We start from the raw sequence: 17,620 nt of genomic DNA, 5'->3' as shown, positions 1-17,620 counted from the left end.
GAGCAAGTCAAGCGACCCGCTCCGCCCCATGGCAGATTACCGGCAAACCGGGCTTTACCAGATACGGACGCGCTCTTCCGGCGGAAGGTAGAGTTCATCATCCGGTGTCACGCCGAAAGCTTCGTACCATTCATCCATATTGCGCACGACGCCGTTGACCCGGTATTCTTCGGGACTGTGCGGATCGGTACGCAGACGCTGACGAGCGGCGTCCTCGCGCTGCTGCGAGCGCCAGACCTGCGCCCAGCCCAGGAAGAAACGCTGATCGCCGGTGAGGCCGTCGATGACTTCGTCTTCCTTGCCGTTGAGCGATAGCTTGTAGGCGCGATACGCAAGGCTCAGTCCGCCAAGGTCGCCGATATTTTCGCCAAGCGTGAGCCGTCCGTTCACGCAGGTTTCGCCGTCATCGAGCGGGCAGAACTGGTCGTATTGCGCGACTACTGCGTTTCCGAGCTTGTCGAAAGCCTGGCGGTCAGCGTCGGTCCACCAGTTGCGAAGCATGCCGGTTGCGTCCGATTTGGAACCCTGATCGTCGAAGCCGTGGCCCATTTCGTGCCCGATTACAGCGCCGATGCCGCCGTAATTCACCGCATCATCGGCACTTATGCCGAAGAAGGGCTGCTGCAGGATGGCAGCGGGAAACACGATCTCGTTCTTGGTCGAGTTGTAATAGGCATTCACCGTCTGCGGCAGCATGAACCATTCGGTCCGGTCGATCGGCTGGCCGAGCTTGGAGACCATGTCCTGCCAGCCCCATTCGGCAGCCGCCATGCTGTTCGCGACCGGATTGCCGGCTGTGATAGCGAGATCCGGATAGGTTTCGAGATTATCGCGATAGCCGATCTTTGGATCGAAGCTGTCGAGCTTGGCCATAGCTTCGCGCTTGGTCGCATCGCTCATCCAATCGATTTCATCGATGCTCTCGGCAAGCGCCTTGCGCAGATTGCTGACCAGGTCGATCATTGCGGCCTTGTTCTCTGCGGGGAAATAGCGTTCGACATAGGACTTGCCGACGAGTTCGCCGAGCATGCCTTCGGTAGCCGCGATCGAGCGCTTCCAGCGCGGGCGCTGTTCGGGCGTACCCTGCAGCAAAGTGCCGTAAAAAGCGAAATCGGCATCGTCGAACCGCTTGGGCAGGATCGCCGCATTGTTTTCCAGCATCTCCTTGGTCGTCCACGCCTGCAATACATCGACAGGCGTATTCATGATGAGCGTTGTCATCGCCGGAGTGCCTCCGCCGATCTTCGCCAGCGTCGCTTCGTCCAGCCCGAGTTCCGCCGCGCGTTCGGCGCTCGGCGGCATGTCGCTCACGATGAAACGATCGGTCTGCCCAAGACCCATCTTCTGCAGCATGGTCTCGAGCGGGAAGCCATTGGCGAGTTCGTCCACCTGGGCATGAGTCAGAGCTGTGTAGGTGAGGTCCCGGTTGCGCCGCGTTGCGCGGTCCCAGCTTACGGTGCGGGCGATGGTGTCTTCGAAATCATATACCTTCTGGGCCATGCCGGCAGCATCCGCATAGCCTGCTTCGCCCAGCAGAAACGCCAGATATTCGCGATACTTGGCCTGGATGTTGCGGCCCTTCTCGCTGTCGTCGAGATAATAATCGCGATCCGGCAGACCGAGGCCACCCGACCCAAGATAGACAGAGTACCGGCTCGGTTCTTTCGCATCGACAGAAACATAACCGCCCAGGGGCGAAGCATAGCCAGGCGTTGCCCAGAGCGAGGCGAGCGCTGCCGGGGTTTCCGCGCCGTCAATCGCGTCGAGATAGGGCTTGATGTTGGTAAGACCCGCGGCCTCGATGCTGTTCGTATCGAGGTAGGCATTGTACGCATCGACAATGCGCTTCTCATCGGCCGAGAGAGTGGAAGCGTCTTTCTTGAGAAGCTCGTTTACCAGCGTCTGAACATCGCTCGTCGACTTTTCACGAAGCAGATTGAATGCGCCGAAACGGCTGAACTCCGCAGGGAGCGGATTGGCCTCGAGCCACTTCTGGTTCGCATAGGCGAAAAAGTCGTCGCCCGGCTCGATGTCCTGCGAGATATAGGCGGGATCGAAACCCCATTCGCCGAAGCTCATCGTGGGTAGGGGCGTATCGGTTTCGTCCTGTGCGGCAACAGGTGCGGCCAGCGTCAACGCAAGCGCACTCGCGCCAGCGGCAAGCATGGTACGGATCATTTCTGCAATCTCCCGAGATTCAATGCGACCGGCCCGAACGGGCCTCAGGCCTCGCGATCTAACACGTTTGGTCGTAGCGGCGAAGCGGTTCATCGGAGCGCACAGGCAGTCCGCAGAAGGATCAGGCGCTTTCGAGCCCGAATTGGAGCGAAGCAAGCCGCGCATAGAGACCGCCGTTCGAGGAAAGCTGCTGGTGCGTTCCCTGTTCGACGATCCGGCCATCTTCCATCACCACGATACGGTCTGCCGCACGAACAGTGGAAAGGCGATGCGCAATAACCAGCGTGGTGCGATCTTCCATCAGATGTTCCAGCGCATCCTGCACCAGCCGTTCGCTTTCCGCATCCAGCGCGCTGGTCGCCTCGTCAAGCAGCAGTATGGGTGCGTCGCGCAGCAAAGCGCGGGCTATGGCTATGCGTTGACGCTGACCGCCAGACAGCTGAGTACCGCTTTCCCCGAGATAGGTATCAAGGCCCTGCGGAAGTTTCTGCAGGAAGCCGGACGCATTGGCAGCGCGCGCCGCTGCCCAGATATCTTCCTCGCTTGCGCCCCAATTTCCATAGCGCAGATTATCGCGTGCATTGGCGCTGAAGAGAACCCCTTCCTGGGGTACATAGGCGATACGCCGCCGCACTTCGGCGGGGTCAGCGCCCGTTAGCGGGATTCCGTCGAGGCGGATGGACCCTGCCTGCGGATCGTAGAACCGCTCGGCCAGCTGAAAAATCGTCGACTTGCCTGCACCCGAAGGCCCGACGATGGCAACTGTCTCTCCTGGTTCAACCTCGAGACTGAAATCAGTGATTGCCGGAGCTTCCAGCCGCGTGGGGTACCGAAAAGTCACATTGCGGAAGGATAGCCCGCCCCGCGGGGGAACGGGTAGTTCCTGCGGACGGGCGGGTGCCGTGATCACGGGCTTTTCATCGAGCAATTCGGACAGGCGGCTTGCGGCGCCCGCACCGCGTAACAAGTCCCCGTATACCTCGGTAAGCGCTCCGATGGCGCCGGCGACGAGGCCTGCCGTCAAGACGAAAGCCGCAATCGTCCCGCCTGTGATCGTTCCCTCGCTTACAGCCTGCGCGCCCCGCCAGACCAGCAGGGTAATTCCGCCGAACACCAGCAGGATGACGACAGCAGTCATGGCTGCGCGGATCATGACCCGGCGCCTCGCGACGGAGAAGGTACGCTCGACCGCCTCCTGAAACCGACCGTGCTCGCGGCCTTCCTGGTTGAAACCTTGAACGATCTTCATGGCCGAGAGCACTTCGGTGACCATCGCGCCGATATCGGCCACCCGATCCTGGCTGGTGCGCGACACCTTGCGCAGCCGCCGTCCGAATATGGTTATGGGAATAATGATTGCGGGGATGAGCAGGAGCAGCCCCATGGTGAGCCCCGGCACCAGCCAGAACAGATAGGCCGTCCCGCCGATCGCCATGAGAAGATTACGAAGCGCAACCGATACGGTTGTGCCCACCACTTGCTCGATCAGCGCCGTATCGCTGGTCATCCGGCTGGAGATTTCTTTCGGGCTGTTCTCTTCATAGAAACCCGGCGCCAGTCGCAGCAGATTTTCCTGCACACGCAGCCGAATGTCGGCGACAACGCGTTCACCCAGCCAGCTCACGAAATAGAACCGCATGGCCGTGCCAATGGCCAGAACGCCCACGATCATGAGAAGATACTGAAACCAGCGCGCTATGTTGCCCGGATCGGCACCATCGGCAAAGCCGCGATCAATCACCAGCTTGAAGCCTGCCGGAATGGCGAGCGTCGCGGCGGCGGTTATGCACAGAGCAACCAGAGCCAACGCGACGTGGCCGGGATAATTGGCGCCGGCACGATAAACCATCCTCAAGGGGCGAAGAGAGCGTTCGCGCGGATTGTCCTTGGCCGTCCGCTTACGCGAAAAACGTCTGCGTCCCTCGGTTTCGGTATCGTCCTTGGATCCCATGGCATTCAGTTAGGTGGGCGGGCGCGGAAAATCCACTCTGCTGCATGGGCGAAGGCACAATTTGGTAATTTGTGCATTGCACAAGAGATGCCGGAAAGGCAGGATAGCTGTCTTTCGCCCGGTACGAGACAAGAAAAAAGGCCGGGTCAGCAGGGGATACGCATTGCTTTACCACGCCCATGAACTCCAGCGCAGCTGGCTCAATTCGGCCAGCACTTTCGCCTCGATCGGGGTGGAAATGCTGAACAATCCAGCCAATCCTTTGAATTACGTAGGCCCCATGGGCTACATGAATATCGGCCCTATCGCGGCGAGCGCACTCGAAGTGTTCGCGCATGCCACCGCCACTTATGGCAAGCCGGCATGGAACATCGAAGCCGTTGACGCGGGCGGCGAACCCCATCCGGTCATCGAATCAACGGTCGTCAACATGCCGTTCGGCGATCTGAAAGAGTTCTATCGCGAAGATTTGCCCGAAGATGCTCCGCGCCTTCTGGTAGTCGCGCCGATGAGCGGGCATTACGCCACTCTTCTACGCGGCACGGTCGAACGGATGCTGGAAAACTATCGCGTTTTCGTAACCGACTGGGCGGATGCCAAGACCGTTCCGCTGCACGAAGGCGAATTCGATCTGGATGATTACATCGATTACGTCATCGCCTATCTCGAGCACATCGGGCCCGGCGCAAACGTGATGGCTGTGTGCCAGCCATCAGTACCGGTGTTCGCTGCGACTGCGATCATGAACGCCGACAAGCATCCCTGCACCCCCAAGACGCTGACCATGATGGGCGGGCCGATCGACACGCGGTGTTCACCGACCAGCGTCAACGATCTCGCCATGGAACGTCCGATCGAATGGTTCCGCCACAGCGTTATCGCCACAGTGCCGATGCAGTATCGCGGGGCCGGAAGACGCGTTTATCCCGGCTTCATGCAGCTTGCCGGGTTCATGAGCATGAACCTCGGCAATCACATGATGAGCCATTACGAGATGTTCAAACACCTCACCGTGGGTGACGACGAGAGCGCTCAGGCCACCAAGGATTTCTACGACGAGTATCGCAGCGTTTGCGACATGACCGCGGAATTCTATCTCCAGACGGTGGAGGAAGTGTTCCAGACGCATTCGCTCCCCAACGGGACTTTCGTCCATCGCGACAAACCCGTCGATCTTGCCGACATTACAGAGACCGCTCTGCTCGCGATCGAAGGCGAGCGTGACGATATTTCAGGTCTAGGCCAGACGAAGGCCGCGCTCGACCTGACGCCCAAACTGTTGGACAGGAAAAAGCGTTATTACATGGCGGAAGGCGCGGGCCATTACGGCATTTTCAACGGCAGCAAGTGGCGCGGGAAGATCGCTCCGGTGGTAGAGGAATTCATCGCCGCGCACGGCTGAGGCAGATCACGCTGGCGGCGGCGGTCTGCGCCGCGCCAGCACCTTGCCAATGGCCCGCCGGATAATCACGAGTAGCGTGATGGTCAGGGCCAGCAGGAACAGTGCAATCCCGCCGGCCAGCAGCGGGAATTCATAAGCGAGATACAAAAGTCCGACCGTCGCTACATCTTCCGCTGTCGATACGGTAACATTGCTGACTGGCTCGGGGCTGGCGTTGACCATTCCGCGGGCGCCGGCTTTACCTGCATGGGCAGCAAGGCTCGCGCCACCACCCAGCAGAAAAGCGATAACCTGCGTACCAGGGTCGGACGGATCGATGATCGCCAGCGCCAGTAGCGCCCCGCCGATCGGCCGGACAATGGTGTGAACGGCATCCCAGACAGTATCGAGCCACATCACCTTGTCGGCAAGGAATTCCACAATTGCCGCCAGCGCGGCAATGTACATAACCCATGGGTTCGCCAAGACGTCGAGACTGGCGAGATGTTCGGGCAAGGGTAGCGCATTCATCCGCATGGCAAGCCCTGTTGCAAAAATGCACAGATAGAGCCGCCATCCCGCCAGCAGGCTCACGCTCCCCGCTATGCCGATGATCTCCATCACGCCCATGATTAAGAGGCTACGCCGCCAATGCCCCTTGGGACAAGTCAATCAGCGCGATGATGTGCCACATCATAAGGCTTTCCGTATGCACCGAATGGAATTTCCAGCGCGGTTCGGTCCCATTTCGCAAGCTCAGCCACTGCGGTATAACTCGTTTCGAGAAATTCCATCAGCATCGCGTCCGGGTCATCCGACCCGCGCACACGGGCATAGGGCAACACCCATTCACCAAGCTGTTCGTGCCAATAGGCGGCTTGGGGTCCCACCTTCGTGTTCTCCAGTCCTTCTGGCGAAGGATAGCCATAAGCATAAAATGCAGCTTCCTCGACGCCCCCGCCGCCAAGCCAGAATCCGGCACTTGCCACTTCGTGGCTGTATGCCTCCCGCGTCACGTCGTCGGGAAGATTGGGAAACCCGCCGGGATGCACGGGCGCTTCCCGCCCGGAAAAACGGGTGACTGCCAGATCGAAGCTTCCCCAGAAAAGGTGGCTGGGGCTGGATTTTCCGACAAAGCCGGTCCGGAATTGCTCGAAGACCCGGTTGGCGTCGGAAAAGGCGCGATGTATCTTCGCAATCGCCTGTTGGTTCCACACCCTGCCGCGCGTATCCTGCGCAAAAGGAACGGCGTCTTCGACTTCGTTCGGGGCTCCGGATATGTCGGTTTGCACTCCTGCCTGGCGAAGGAGTTGGGTCAGCTGCTCGTGGAAGTCCGCAACGCTCTGGCCGGTAATTGCGAAGCTTTCGACAAAGCCCGCCGATGTTTCGACCCGGACGGTCGAACTGTGGCAGTCCACCATTACCTCTGCTTCGCCATTCTGCGCGAAGACAGGGTAGCTTCGGAACCCGCGAGGGACCACGCGCAAGGCGAGATGCCAGCTGTGGTTACACCAGGGCAAACTGCGCGTCGGCAGTTTGCCGATCACCTGAAGATAGGCATGTAAGCTTTCGATGACCGAGCGCTGGGCCGCGAAATCGAGTTCTGGCCAGCGCTCGGTCATCGAAAATTCTCCTTAGAAGATCTCGAACAGGCCGGCTGCACCCATACCGCCGCCGACGCACATGGTGACGACGCCGTATTTGGCGCCGCGACGCTTGCCTTCAAGCAACACGTGCCCGGTGCAACGTGCACCGGTCATGCCATAGGGGTGGCCGATCGAGATGGAGCCGCCATTGACGTTGAGCAGATCGCCCGGGATGCCAAGCTTGTCGCGGCAGTAAAGCACCTGCACTGCGAACGCTTCGTTCAGCTCCCAGATGCCGATATCGTCGACCTTGAGATCGAACCGCTCGAGCAGCTTGGGGATCGCGAAGACCGGGCCGATACCCATTTCATCGGGTTCCGTGCCAGCGACGGCCATGCCGACATAGCGGCCCAGCGGCGTCAGGCCTTTCTTTTCTGCAACCTTGGCTTCCATCAACACGCTGGCCGACGAACCGTCCGACAGCTGCGAAGCGTTGCCTGCCGTGATCGTGGTGCCTTCGCCCATTACCGGCTTGAGCGATTGCAGCCCCTCCAGCGTGGTCGAGGGGCGATTGCCTTCGTCCTTGGCAATGGTGATCTCGACGTCGGAGATCTCGCCCGTTTCCTTGTCCTGCACCTTGTGCGTAGTGGTGACGGGGACGATCTCATCGTCGAACAGGCCAGCTTCCTGTGCGGCGGCAGTGCGCTGCTGGCTCGACAGCGCATATTCGTCCTGCGCCTCACGGCTGATGCCATACCGCTGCGCGACTGTCTCGGCAGTCTGGAGCATGGGCATGTAGATTGCGCCGTGCATCTGCATCAGTTCCGGATCCGGCATCACGCGCATTTCCTTGGTCTGGACGAGACTGATGCTCTCCTGACCACCGGCGGCAACCACGTCCATGCGGTCGGTGATGATCTGCTTTGCAGCGGTAGCAATGCTCATCAGGCCGCTTGAACACTGACGGTCGATGGTCATGCCGCTGGTGCCGATCGGGCAACCGGCGCGGAGGGCCACCTGCCGAGCAAGATTGCCGGCCTGCGTGCCCTGCTGGAGCGCGCTGCCCCACAATACGTCGTCGACTTCGCCCGGCTCGATGCCGGCGCGTTCGATAGCGGGCTTCAGCGAATAAGCGCCGAGCGTGGCCCCCTTGGTGTCGTTGAACCCGCCCTTGTAAGCGCGGCCGATTGCGGTGCGGGCGGTGGAGACGATGACTGCGTCACGCATGGGTATTTCCTTGGATTGCTAAATGTACCTGATCCTCACCGGGGAGGAGGGGGAAATCAGACGAAAATCTGGGTGATCCACTCGCAGATCAGGGCCGGCTTTTCCTCACCCTCGATCTCCATGGTGATCTCGCTGGTCTGCTGCCACTGTCCGGGACGCTTTTCGATCATTTCGACCAGCTTCCAGTGGCCGCGAATGCGCTTGCCGCTGCGAACGGGCGAGATGAAGCGCGTTTTGTTACCGCCGTAATTCACACCCATCTTCACGCCGTCGATCTTGGGCATGTCGGACTTGGCGCCGAGATAGGGTATCATCGACAATGTGAGGAAGCCGTGCGCGATGGTCCCGCCAAAGGGCGTCATCTTGGCCTTTTCTTCATCGATGTGGATGAACTGGTGATCGCCGGTCGCATCGGCAAATTTGTTAATGCGGTCCTGACTCATTTCGACCCATTCGCTGGTGCCGATCTGCTGTCCAACCTTCTCTGCCAGTTCTTGCGGGCTCATACTCGCCTCTCCTCTACTCAAAACACTTGGTTTCGCGCGACTCTACCGCACGATGCGGCGCGACTCATGGCGCATGCAAAGGGGGTGCGCAACCGCGCGAAGTGTGCCGTTACGGAATGGCGGGCTTGGCCGAAGCAGCCGCGCGACGAGCGTCGCGGCGCGCCTTGTGCTCGGCTGTTTCACGCGCCGAATCGCGTTTTCGGCAATAGGTCCACAAAGCGATCTGCAAGCCGATGAGCATCAGGAACACCGGCTGATAGGCGATCCCCTGGAAGGTTGCGCCGACAAGATAGACGATGTTGGAAAACTGCAATGCGCTTGCCAGCGGGCCCTGCCATTGCTCTGCAGGGTTTGTCCGGTCCCGCCACTTCCTGCGGATCCGTTCCATTTGCAGTAGGCCCAGTGCATGCAGGCTGAGCCACATGATCAGACCCGGCCAGCCCTGTTCGCCCAGCATTTCGAAGAAGGAGGAGTGATAGGCACGCCCTGCATCCGTCACATCCTGTATTTCGGTGACCAGGGCACCGCCTTCCTCGCGCGTTACCGGCATGCGGTACGTAAACTTGTTACCGCGGTAGGCGTCGAACCCGCCCCCCAGCGGATGTTCGGACACATAATCCAGCGTCCACATCCAGACCTGCATGCGGGTCGAAGCCGATTCGTCGGATTCGACAGATCCCAGCGTTGCCATGCGTTCGTAATAGCTGGCGGGAAGAAAAGGCAGCGCGGCAACCCCCAGCGCGCCGGCGGCCATCACATACATCAGCCGGTTCCTGACATCGCGCAGCATCAGGATGCCGAGCACGCCGATGCAGAGCAGGCCGGTCCTCGCTTCGGTGCCGATCGGAATCAGCAGGCAGGCGAAGATGAGCAGCCCGGCGAAGGTCTTCACGCGCCAGTCGGGCGGGAAGATCGTACCATGCCTGGTAAACCACAAGATGATCGGGATCAGCGCAATGGAAACCGTTGCCAGGGTCGAACTTTCGTAGATGTTCGAATTGTCGTTCACGAACAGATAGAGATTTTCGTACCCGCCACCGCCGAGCGCCGTCTTCATGCCTGCCGAAATGATGATCGCCCCTGCGGTCAGCACCAGCACCAGCGCCGCAGCCTCGATCCGCAGACGGGTTATCAGCGTGACCGGCAGGAAGATGGCAAAGACCAGCGCCTTCCATACCCAGTCCCACTTCTCATGGGCCTCGATCGGGAAATCGGCCCATTGCAGGGTCATGAAGCAGTAGGCGAGCAACGCGCACATGATGCCCTGGCGCAGGGTGAACTTCGTGTCGGACTTGGGGTCTGCAAATGCCCATCCCGCAAACGCCAGCAAGAATGCGATCAGCGAGATCGGCAGCATCGGCGTCAGCGTCCATCCGATTTTCTGCGGCGCGAGAATATCGATATAGAGATAGGCCAGCACCCAAATGAACGGGCGCCTGAGACCGAGCAGGAACATGGCCATGACGGTCAGGAAGAGCGCTACATCAAGCATCGCCGCGCTTCTTGCGTTGGCGGGTACCAGCCGGTCGTTTTCCCGTCGAATGTTCCTCGGGCTCGGCGATCACATCGCCTAATGCCTCCTCTCGGTCGAGCTCGCCGCGCGCAAGTATGCGCAAAAGCGCAATGACGAGAAGCGCGTGGGCAAGGGCAAGGGCGAAATAATCGATCACGTGCAGGTCTTTCCAGTGCGCCTCTAATGCAATGCAGTTGACGCGTCGTTAAGCGTGATGTGTCACAGGAACCGATCTTATGACCCGTGTTCTGCACATTCTCGACCATTCACTGCCGCTGCACAGCGGTTATACCTTTCGCACGCGCGCCATACTCAAGAGTTCGCAGAGCGCCGGGATCGAGGTTTGCGGTATCACGGGCAATCGCCACCGGGCCCAAGGGCCGCCCGTCGAAACCGTCGACGGGCTGACCTTCCATCGCACCGTCACGAGATTATCCAGCCCCCCGATCATCTGTGAATGGCAGGAAATCGAAGCCTTGCGCGCAGGGATCGAATGCGTGGCAAAGGAATGGCGGCCCGATATCATCCATGCCCATTCGCCCGCCTTATGCGGGATGGCCGGCTTACGCGCCGCACACCGTCTGGGCATGCCTTTCGTTTACGAAATACGCGCTTTCTGGGAAGATGCGGCAGTCGGCAACGGAACCGGCAGCGAAGGCTCGATAAAATACCGCCTGACCCGCGCGCTGGAAAATCGCGTGGTCGCAAAGGCCGACGCCGTCTTCACTATCTGCAACGGCCTTCGTAACGATCTCGTCTCCCGCGGTCACGATGGCGACAAGATCGCCCTCTCGCCCAATGGGGTCGACCTTACGTTGTTCGGACATCCCCCGGCGCGCGACGAAACCCTTGCCGCCAGTATCGGGATCGGGTCCGGGCCGGTCATAGGCTTCATCGGCAGCTTCTACGATTACGAAGGGCTGGACGATCTCATCGCCGCCATGCCTGCGCTACGCAAACATCATCCGAACGCACAATTGCTGCTGGTCGGTGGCGGCCCGATGGATGCGGCACTGCGTGCGCAAGCTGCCGCCTCGGGTGTGGGCGAGGCTATCGTATTTACCGGCAGGGTCCCTCATGACGAGGTCGAACGGTATTATTCGCTGATCGATGTGCTTGCCTACCCACGCAAAAAATCGCGGCTTACCGATCTGGTCACCCCGCTGAAACCGCTGGAGGCGATGGCGCAGCAGCGGATCGTTGCCGCGAGCGATGTCGGCGGGCATCGCGAACTGATCGAAGACGGCGTCAGCGGCCTCCTTTTTCCGCCTGACGACCCCCAGGCCATCGCGACCGCCTTGGCTGGATTTGTCGATGCCAAGGAGCTTTGGCCCGCCATGCGCGAGGCCGGTCGCATGCATGTGGCCGCAAAGCACGACTGGGCCAGGAACATCGATCATTATCGTGCCGTTTACCAAGAACTGCTAGGACGTGCCCCGTCCGCGGCCGCCTGAGCCGCCCATGGTGAGTTGAGACCGACCGATGACCGACGCAACCCGCACTGCACCAGTCAGCAAACACCCCGCGTTCAAATGGGGCGTCGGCTTGTGGTTTGCGTTGCTGATGGGGCTTGGCCTGTTTGTAATGCCCGAGAGCATCCATCAGGCACTGGCCGAACGACTTTCGCTGGATGGCGTGCTGAGCGCCGCGTCGAGCAGGATTGTCCTTTCCGTAATGGCGGCTTTGCTTGGCCTGCTGATAGGTGTCGTACTGGCCATGCGTGTCGCGGCGATAAACGACGCCGTACTCGACGACGATGAAGAAAACGACGTAGACCCCGCCTGGCTTCGCGAGGAGGAAGAGCCACTTCCTGTCGCCGCCACCGAAGACGCGCCGCGCCGCCCGTTCAATCCGCGCGAAGACATGCATGAAGAAGGGATTGTGACTTTTCAGGCAGATCATGCCGAGGTTGCCGCGCCTCCAATTGACGAGCCAACGGACTATTCTGCTGAAGTCGGCGCCTCCCCGTCTGAGGTTGTCGAACCGATCGACGATGAAACGCGCGGTTCCGGGGATCACGAATCCGACGGTGGGCAATCCGTTGGCGATACGGAAGAGATTTCCTTCGACACATCCTCTGTCGCTCCACCGGTTGTTGCAGGAGCGGTCGGCGACCTGTCGCTGGATGCGCTAACGGCGCGGCTTGGACGCGCGCTGGAGGCATGCAAGGCAGGCCCCGTGGCGGCGCGCCAGGGCGAGAATACCGATCCGGTCATTGCCTTTCTTCGCCGCGAGGCCGAGAATGAAACACCTTTGCGGCCTCGCCAGGACGAGACCGGCGATCCGGAGGCGGAACTGCGCAGCGCGCTTGAAAAGCTCAACAGGGCGACCAAGTCGCAATAAAGCAAGCAGCGTACGCGCTTTTCAGCGCGTAACGCCCGTTAAAGCGTAAATCTTGCAGCCCGTGAAATTTTGCTACGCTGCTCGCAGTTGCAAAAAACCGTTCCTGTCGGCATTAGGTCCCTTCGCGCAATTTTGCAGGCATCGCGCGCGGTGCCGATTGATCCTGTTCCTGACCGATCCGTGCTTTGGGCGGGCGGTCGGTGGGCACGAAGGAGGACGCTTCGCCAATGGGACGCACGCCGCCCCACGCTACGGGTCTTTACGATCCGCGTAACGAGCACGATGCCTGCGGCGTCGGCATGGTCGCCCATATCAAGGGCAAGAAGAGCCACGCCATCGTCACGCAAGCGCTTGAAATACTTGCAAATCTGGACCACCGCGGCGCGGTAGGCGCGGACCCGTTGCTGGGCGACGGCGCAGGCATTCTGCTGCAGATTCCCGATCCGCTGTTCCGCAAATGGGCGCAGAGCGAAGGCAAGGAACTGCCCGCGCCGGGCGATTACGCGGTCGCGATGTGCTTCCTACCACCTGCGGATCAAGCGTTTGATTTCGTCACCGAACAGCTCGAACGCTTCGCCGAGAAGGAAGGCCAGCGTGTGATCGGCTGGCGCGACGTTCCGACAACGCTCGACGGACTGGGCGAGGCCGTGATCGAATCGATGCCGCGCATCCGCCAGTGCGTGATCGCCCGCGGCCCCAATTGCCCCGATCAGGACGCCTTCGAACGCAAGCTGGTGGTGATCCGCAAGCAGACGCTCAATCCGCTGAAGGCACTGGAAGAAAAGCATGGAATAGAAGCGCTTAGCCAGGCCTATATTCCCAGCTTTTCCAGCCGCACGGTCGTTTACAAGGGCCTGCTCTTGGCAAATCAGGTGGGCAGTTTCTACGACGACCTGCGCGATCCGGACTGCGTTTCGGCACTCGGCCTCGTCCACCAGCGCTTCTCGACGAATACCTTCCCGAGCTGGCGCCTGGCGCATCCCTACAGATTCATGGCCCATAATGGCGAGATAAACACCGTTCGCGGCAACGTGAACTGGATGGAAGCGCGCCGCCGGACGATGGAAAGCGAGCTGCTCGGCGCCGATCTCGACAAGATGTGGCCGCTGATCCCGCATGGGCAATCCGACACCGCCTGCCTCGACAATGCGCTCGAGCTGCTGGTGACGGGCGGGTACAGCCTGGCCCATTCGATGATGATGCTGATGCCGGAAGCCTGGGCGAAGAACCCGCTGATGGATCCCGCGCGCCGCGCTTTCTACGAATACCATGCCGCCCTGATGGAGCCATGGGACGGCCCGGCTGCCGTGTGCTTTACCGATGGCCGCCAGATCGGCGCCTGTCTCGATCGCAACGGCCTGCGCCCCGCACGCTGGTGCACGACCAAGGACGATCTCGTCGTCCTCGCATCGGAAAGCGGCGTACTGCCGTTCAGGGACGAGGACATCACGCGCAAATGGCGTCTCCAGCCGGGACGCATGCTGCTGATCGATCTGGAAGAAGGGCGCATCGTCGAGGACGAGGAGCTCAAGGCCCAGCTCTCCAATGCCGAACCTTACGAGGAATGGCTGGAAGCGGCACAGTACAAGCTCAAGGATCTCGATCACATCGAGCCGGATCTGAGCGAGATCGCGAGCACCGACACCAGCCTGCTCGAATGCCAGCAGGCGTTCGGGTACACGCAGGAAGACATCGGCCGCTTCCTGGAGCCCATGGCGCGCGGCGGCGAGGACCCGATCGGTTCGATGGGGACCGACACCCCGATCGCCGTGCTGTCGGACCGCAGCCGCCTGCTGTACGATTATTTCAAGCAGAACTTCGCCCAGGTCACCAACCCGCCGATCGATCCGATCCGCGAGGAGCTGGTGATGAGCCTGCTGTCGATGATCGGCCCGCGCCCGAATTTGCTGGGCCGCGACGCCGGCACGCACAAGCGCCTGGAAGTCAGCCAGCCGATCCTGACCAACGAAGGCCTGGCCAAGGTCCGTTCGGTGGAAGTCGCGCTGGACGGCGCGTTCCGGACCGCCACGATCGATATAACCTGGGATGCAAGCACCGGCGCCAATGGACTTGCCATGGCGCTGAAGGAAATGTGCTGGGCTGCGACCGAGGCCGTACTGGGCGATGCCAACATCCTGATCCTGTCGGATCGCGGCCAGGGCCCCGACCGCATTCCCATGCCCGCGCTGCTCGCGACATCGGCAGTGCATCACCAGTTGGTGCGGCAGGGGCTGCGCATGCAGACCGGTTTGGTCATCGAGACCGGCGAAGCGCGCGAGGTACACCATTTCTGCGCGCTGGCAGGTTACGGCGCGGAAGGCATCAACCCCTATCTGGCGTTCGAAACGCTCGAGACCCTGCGCGAAAAGCGGTTCCCCGAACTCGACGCGGATCAGGTCCGCCAGAATTACGTCAAAGCCGTCGGCAAGGGGATCATGAAGGTCATGTCCAAGATGGGCATCTCGACCTACCAGTCCTATTGCGGCGCGCAGATCTTCGATGCGGTCGGGCTGAATTCCGAATTCGTCGATGCCTATTTCAACGGCACGGCCACCACGATCGAAGGCATCGGTCTGAAAGAAGTGGCCGAAGAAGCCGTGCTGCGCCACGCGCAGGCTTATGGCGACAGCCCGCTCTACAAGGGTATGCTGGATGTCGGCGGTATCTACCAATATCGCCTGCGCGGCGAAGCGCATGCCTGGACGCCGCAATCGGTCGCGCAGTTGCAGCACGCGGTACGCGGCAACGATCCGAAGAATTACCAGGAGTTCGCAGCGGCGATCAACGAGCAGTCCGAACGGCTGCTGACGATCCGCGGACTGATGGAACTGAAGCCTGCCGAACAGCCCATCGACATCGACGAGGTCGAACCAGCGGTCGAGATCGTCAAACGCTTCAGCACGGGCGCGATGAGCTTCGGTTCGATCAGCCACGAAGCGCATTCGACGCTGGCCATCGCCATGAACCGGCTGGGCGGACGTTCGAACACGGGCGAAGGCGGCGAGGAACCGGAACGCTTCCGCCCGATGGACAATGGCGATTCGATGCGCAGCCGGATCAAACAGGTCGCCAGCGGCCGGTTCGGCGTGACCACCGAATATCTGGTCAATTCCGACGATATCCAGATCAAGATGGCGCAGGGTGCAAAGCCGGGCGAAGGCGGCCAGCTTCCCGGACACAAGGTGGACAAGCGTATCGGCGCGGTGCGCCATGCGACGCCGGGTGTGGGCCTGATTTCGCCCCCGCCGCATCACGACATCTATTCGATCGAGGATCTTGCCCAGCTGATCCATGACCTGAAGAACGTCCAGCCCAAGAGCCGTATTTCGGTCAAGCTGGTGTCCGAAGTCGGAGTGGGCACGGTCGCTGCGGGCGTATCGAAATCCAAGGCCGACCATATCACCATTTCGGGATATGAAGGCGGCACCGGGGCGAGCCCGCTGACGTCGCTGACGCATGCCGGTAGCCCTTGGGAAATCGGCCTTGCCGAAACGCAGCAGACGCTGCTGCTCAACGATCTGCGCAGCCGCATCGCGGTGCAGGTCGATGGCGGCCTGCGCACGGGCCGGGACGTGGCCATCGGCGCGCTGCTGGGCGCGGACGAATTCGGTTTCGCCACGGCTCCGCTGATCGCGGCCGGGTGCATCATGATGCGCAAATGCCATCTCAACACCTGCCCGGTCGGCGTGGCAACACAGGACCCGGTGCTGCGCAAGCGGTTCACCGGTACGCCCGAGCACGTCATCAATTACTTCTTCTTCGTGGCGGAAGAACTGCGCGCCATCATGGCCGAAATGGGCTTCCGCACGATCGAAGAGATGATCGGCCGGGTCGACAGGCTCGACATGCGCCGGGTGGAACGCCACTGGAAGGCGCATGGCGTCGACCTGAAGCGCATTCTCCACGCTGTGCCGCTGGAAGAGGGCCAGTCCCTCCACCATACGGAAACGCAGGATCACGGCCTTGCCGCGGCAATGGATGTGGAACTGATCAAGGCCTGCACGCCCGCCATCGAAAGCGGGCAGGCCGTCCAGCTCACCCGCACGATCCGCAATGTGAACCGCACCGTCGGCGCCATGCTGTCGGGCCGGATTGCGGAGGTACATGGGCATTCGGGCCTGCAGCCCGACACCATCCGGATCGACTTCACCGGCGTTGCCGGACAAAGCTTCGGTGCGTGGCTGGTCCACGGCGTGACCGTTAGCCTGACCGGCGATGCCAACGACTATGTCGGCAAGGGCCTGTCGGGCGGGCGCATCATCGTTCGCCAGCCCGAAGAGGCCCCGCGCGCGCCGGGCGAAAACATCATCGTGGGCAATACGGTGCTGTACGGCGCGATTGCCGGTGAAGCCTATTTCCACGGCGTGGCGGGCGAACGCTTTGCCGTGCGCAATTCAGGCGCGGTCGCCGTCGTCGAAGGCACGGGCGACCATGGGTGCGAATATATGACCGGCGGCGTGGTCTGTGTGCTGGGCCCCACCGGTCGCAATTTCGCCGCCGGGATGAGCGGCGGCATTGCCTATGTCTACGACCCGGAGCGCCGGTTCGAAAAGCTGTGCAATCTGGCGCAGGTCGATGTGCTGGATGTCCAGCCGGGCGATGGCGAAGGCGCCGACAAGAGCTGGGGCAGGCCGCAGCAGCGCGGCGTTTCGGTCGAGAATTTCGGCATGGGCGATCCGCTCTACCACGACGCGGAGCGCGTAAAGGTGCTGGTCGAACGCCATCTGCTGCACACCGGATCGGCCCGCGCCAAGGGCTTGCTGGATGACTGGGCGAACGAGCTCAAGAATTTCCGCAAGGTGATGCCGCGCGACTATGCCCGGGCGCTGAAGGCGCTCGAGGAAGAACGCGAACAGGCCGCGATGGAAGCTGCGGAATGATCATGCATGCCTCGCCATTCCCGCATGGGCGGACATCCAGCCGTTACGGGTGCGG

At 61.2% G+C, this 17,620-nt stretch carries 12 protein-coding genes; 4 read left to right on the top strand and 8 right to left on the bottom strand.

Going from position 1 to position 17,620, the window contains the following annotated elements; genetic code table 11:
• Positions 1 to 54: 54 nt before the first annotated feature.
• Together KYK83_RS02260 and KYK83_RS02255 are read right to left on the bottom strand one after the other, a co-directional pair.
• Positions 55 to 2,178, bottom strand: a complete 2,124-nt coding sequence (locus tag KYK83_RS02260) for a M13 family metallopeptidase (protein WP_103023974.1) — start codon at positions 2,176 to 2,178, stop codon at positions 55 to 57.
• 121 nt (positions 2,179 to 2,299) lie between these two features.
• Entirely contained in the window at positions 2,300 to 4,027 is a 1,728-nt protein-coding gene (locus KYK83_RS02255; protein WP_248284228.1) for an ABC transporter transmembrane domain-containing protein, read from the bottom strand.
• 265 nt (positions 4,028 to 4,292) lie between these two features.
• Here KYK83_RS02255 and KYK83_RS02250 point away from each other — a divergent pair, with 265 nt between their 5' ends.
• Positions 4,293 to 5,531 (top strand): polyhydroxyalkanoate depolymerase, encoded by a 1,239-nt coding sequence (locus KYK83_RS02250; RefSeq protein WP_222827036.1) that lies wholly within the window; start codon positions 4,293 to 4,295, stop codon positions 5,529 to 5,531.
• Between the two features lie 6 nt (positions 5,532 to 5,537).
• On the opposite strand, the gene KYK83_RS02245 is transcribed toward KYK83_RS02250, so the two are convergent.
• The 6 genes from KYK83_RS02245 to KYK83_RS02220 form a co-directional block, all read right to left on the bottom strand.
• Positions 5,538 to 6,140 carry a DUF4126 domain-containing protein gene (locus KYK83_RS02245; RefSeq protein WP_222827035.1) on the bottom strand — a complete coding sequence of 201 codons (603 nt, stop codon included), beginning with the start codon at positions 6,138 to 6,140 and terminating at the stop codon, positions 5,538 to 5,540.
• Between the two features lie 38 nt (positions 6,141 to 6,178).
• Positions 6,179 to 7,132: a DUF5996 family protein gene (locus KYK83_RS02240; RefSeq protein WP_222827034.1), complete on the bottom strand. Its 954-nt coding sequence runs from the start codon at positions 7,130 to 7,132 to the stop codon at positions 6,179 to 6,181.
• A gap of 12 nt (positions 7,133 to 7,144) precedes the next feature.
• The gene (locus KYK83_RS02235; RefSeq protein WP_103023969.1) at positions 7,145 to 8,323 is read right to left on the bottom strand and encodes an acetyl-CoA C-acyltransferase; all 1,179 of its coding nucleotides are present in this window, start codon (positions 8,321 to 8,323) and stop codon (positions 7,145 to 7,147) included.
• A 56-nt stretch (positions 8,324 to 8,379) separates the two neighbouring features.
• Positions 8,380 to 8,829 carry a MaoC family dehydratase gene (locus tag KYK83_RS02230; protein WP_103023968.1) on the bottom strand — a complete coding sequence of 150 codons (450 nt, stop codon included), beginning with the start codon at positions 8,827 to 8,829 and terminating at the stop codon, positions 8,380 to 8,382.
• A 109-nt stretch (positions 8,830 to 8,938) separates the two neighbouring features.
• Positions 8,939 to 10,321, bottom strand: a complete 1,383-nt coding sequence (locus tag KYK83_RS02225) for a DUF5935 domain-containing protein (RefSeq protein WP_222827033.1) — start codon at positions 10,319 to 10,321, stop codon at positions 8,939 to 8,941.
• Positions 10,314 to 10,499, bottom strand: coding sequence for a hypothetical protein (locus KYK83_RS02220; RefSeq protein WP_222827032.1), 186 nt, complete (start codon positions 10,497 to 10,499; stop codon positions 10,314 to 10,316). Before KYK83_RS02220 ends, KYK83_RS02225 begins: the two co-directional genes overlap by 8 nt.
• Before the next feature lie 79 nt (positions 10,500 to 10,578).
• Between KYK83_RS02220 and KYK83_RS02215 the strand changes: the two genes are divergently transcribed.
• The 3 genes from KYK83_RS02215 (at position 10,579) to gltB (ending at position 17,565) form a co-directional block, all read left to right on the top strand.
• Positions 10,579 to 11,796, top strand: a complete 1,218-nt coding sequence (locus tag KYK83_RS02215; protein ID WP_222827031.1) for a TIGR04063 family PEP-CTERM/XrtA system glycosyltransferase — start codon at positions 10,579 to 10,581, stop codon at positions 11,794 to 11,796.
• Between the two features lie 28 nt (positions 11,797 to 11,824).
• Positions 11,825 to 12,685, top strand: coding sequence for a hypothetical protein (locus KYK83_RS02210; protein WP_222827030.1), 861 nt, complete (start codon positions 11,825 to 11,827; stop codon positions 12,683 to 12,685).
• A gap of 227 nt (positions 12,686 to 12,912) precedes the next feature.
• Positions 12,913 to 17,565, top strand: coding sequence for a glutamate synthase large subunit (gene gltB, locus KYK83_RS02205; RefSeq protein ID WP_222827029.1), 4,653 nt, complete (start codon positions 12,913 to 12,915; stop codon positions 17,563 to 17,565).
• Positions 17,566 to 17,620 lie beyond the last annotated feature (55 nt).

This window comes from Qipengyuania pacifica (assembly GCF_019857205.1).
GTDB lineage: Bacteria > Pseudomonadota > Alphaproteobacteria > Sphingomonadales > Sphingomonadaceae > Qipengyuania > Qipengyuania pacifica.
The sequence above is the reverse complement of the archived record's forward strand: the minus strand, read 5'-3'. Positions and strand labels throughout refer to the sequence as shown.

Excerpts from the sequence above, each read along its gene's own strand:
- KYK83_RS02255 (WP_248284228.1), bottom strand. The coding sequence starts at position 4,027 with ATGGTTTATCGTGCCGGCGCCAATTATCCCGGCCACGTCGCGTTGGCT.
- KYK83_RS02235 (WP_103023969.1), bottom strand. The coding sequence starts at position 8,323 with ATGCGTGACGCAGTCATCGTCTCCACCGCCCGCACCGCAATCGGCCGC.
- gltB (WP_222827029.1), top strand. The coding sequence starts at position 12,913 with ATGGGACGCACGCCGCCCCACGCTACGGGTCTTTACGATCCGCGTAAC.
- KYK83_RS02225 (WP_222827033.1), bottom strand. The coding sequence starts at position 10,321 with ATGCTTGATGTAGCGCTCTTCCTGACCGTCATGGCCATGTTCCTGCTC.
- KYK83_RS02245 (WP_222827035.1), bottom strand. The coding sequence starts at position 6,140 with ATGGGCGTGATGGAGATCATCGGCATAGCGGGGAGCGTGAGCCTGCTG.
- KYK83_RS02260 (WP_103023974.1), bottom strand. The coding sequence starts at position 2,178 with ATGATCCGTACCATGCTTGCCGCTGGCGCGAGTGCGCTTGCGTTGACG.
- KYK83_RS02230 (WP_103023968.1), bottom strand. The coding sequence starts at position 8,829 with ATGAGCCCGCAAGAACTGGCAGAGAAGGTTGGACAGCAGATCGGCACC.
- KYK83_RS02210 (WP_222827030.1), top strand. The coding sequence starts at position 11,825 with ATGACCGACGCAACCCGCACTGCACCAGTCAGCAAACACCCCGCGTTC.
- KYK83_RS02215 (WP_222827031.1), top strand. The coding sequence starts at position 10,579 with ATGACCCGTGTTCTGCACATTCTCGACCATTCACTGCCGCTGCACAGC.
- KYK83_RS02240 (WP_222827034.1), bottom strand. The coding sequence starts at position 7,132 with ATGACCGAGCGCTGGCCAGAACTCGATTTCGCGGCCCAGCGCTCGGTC.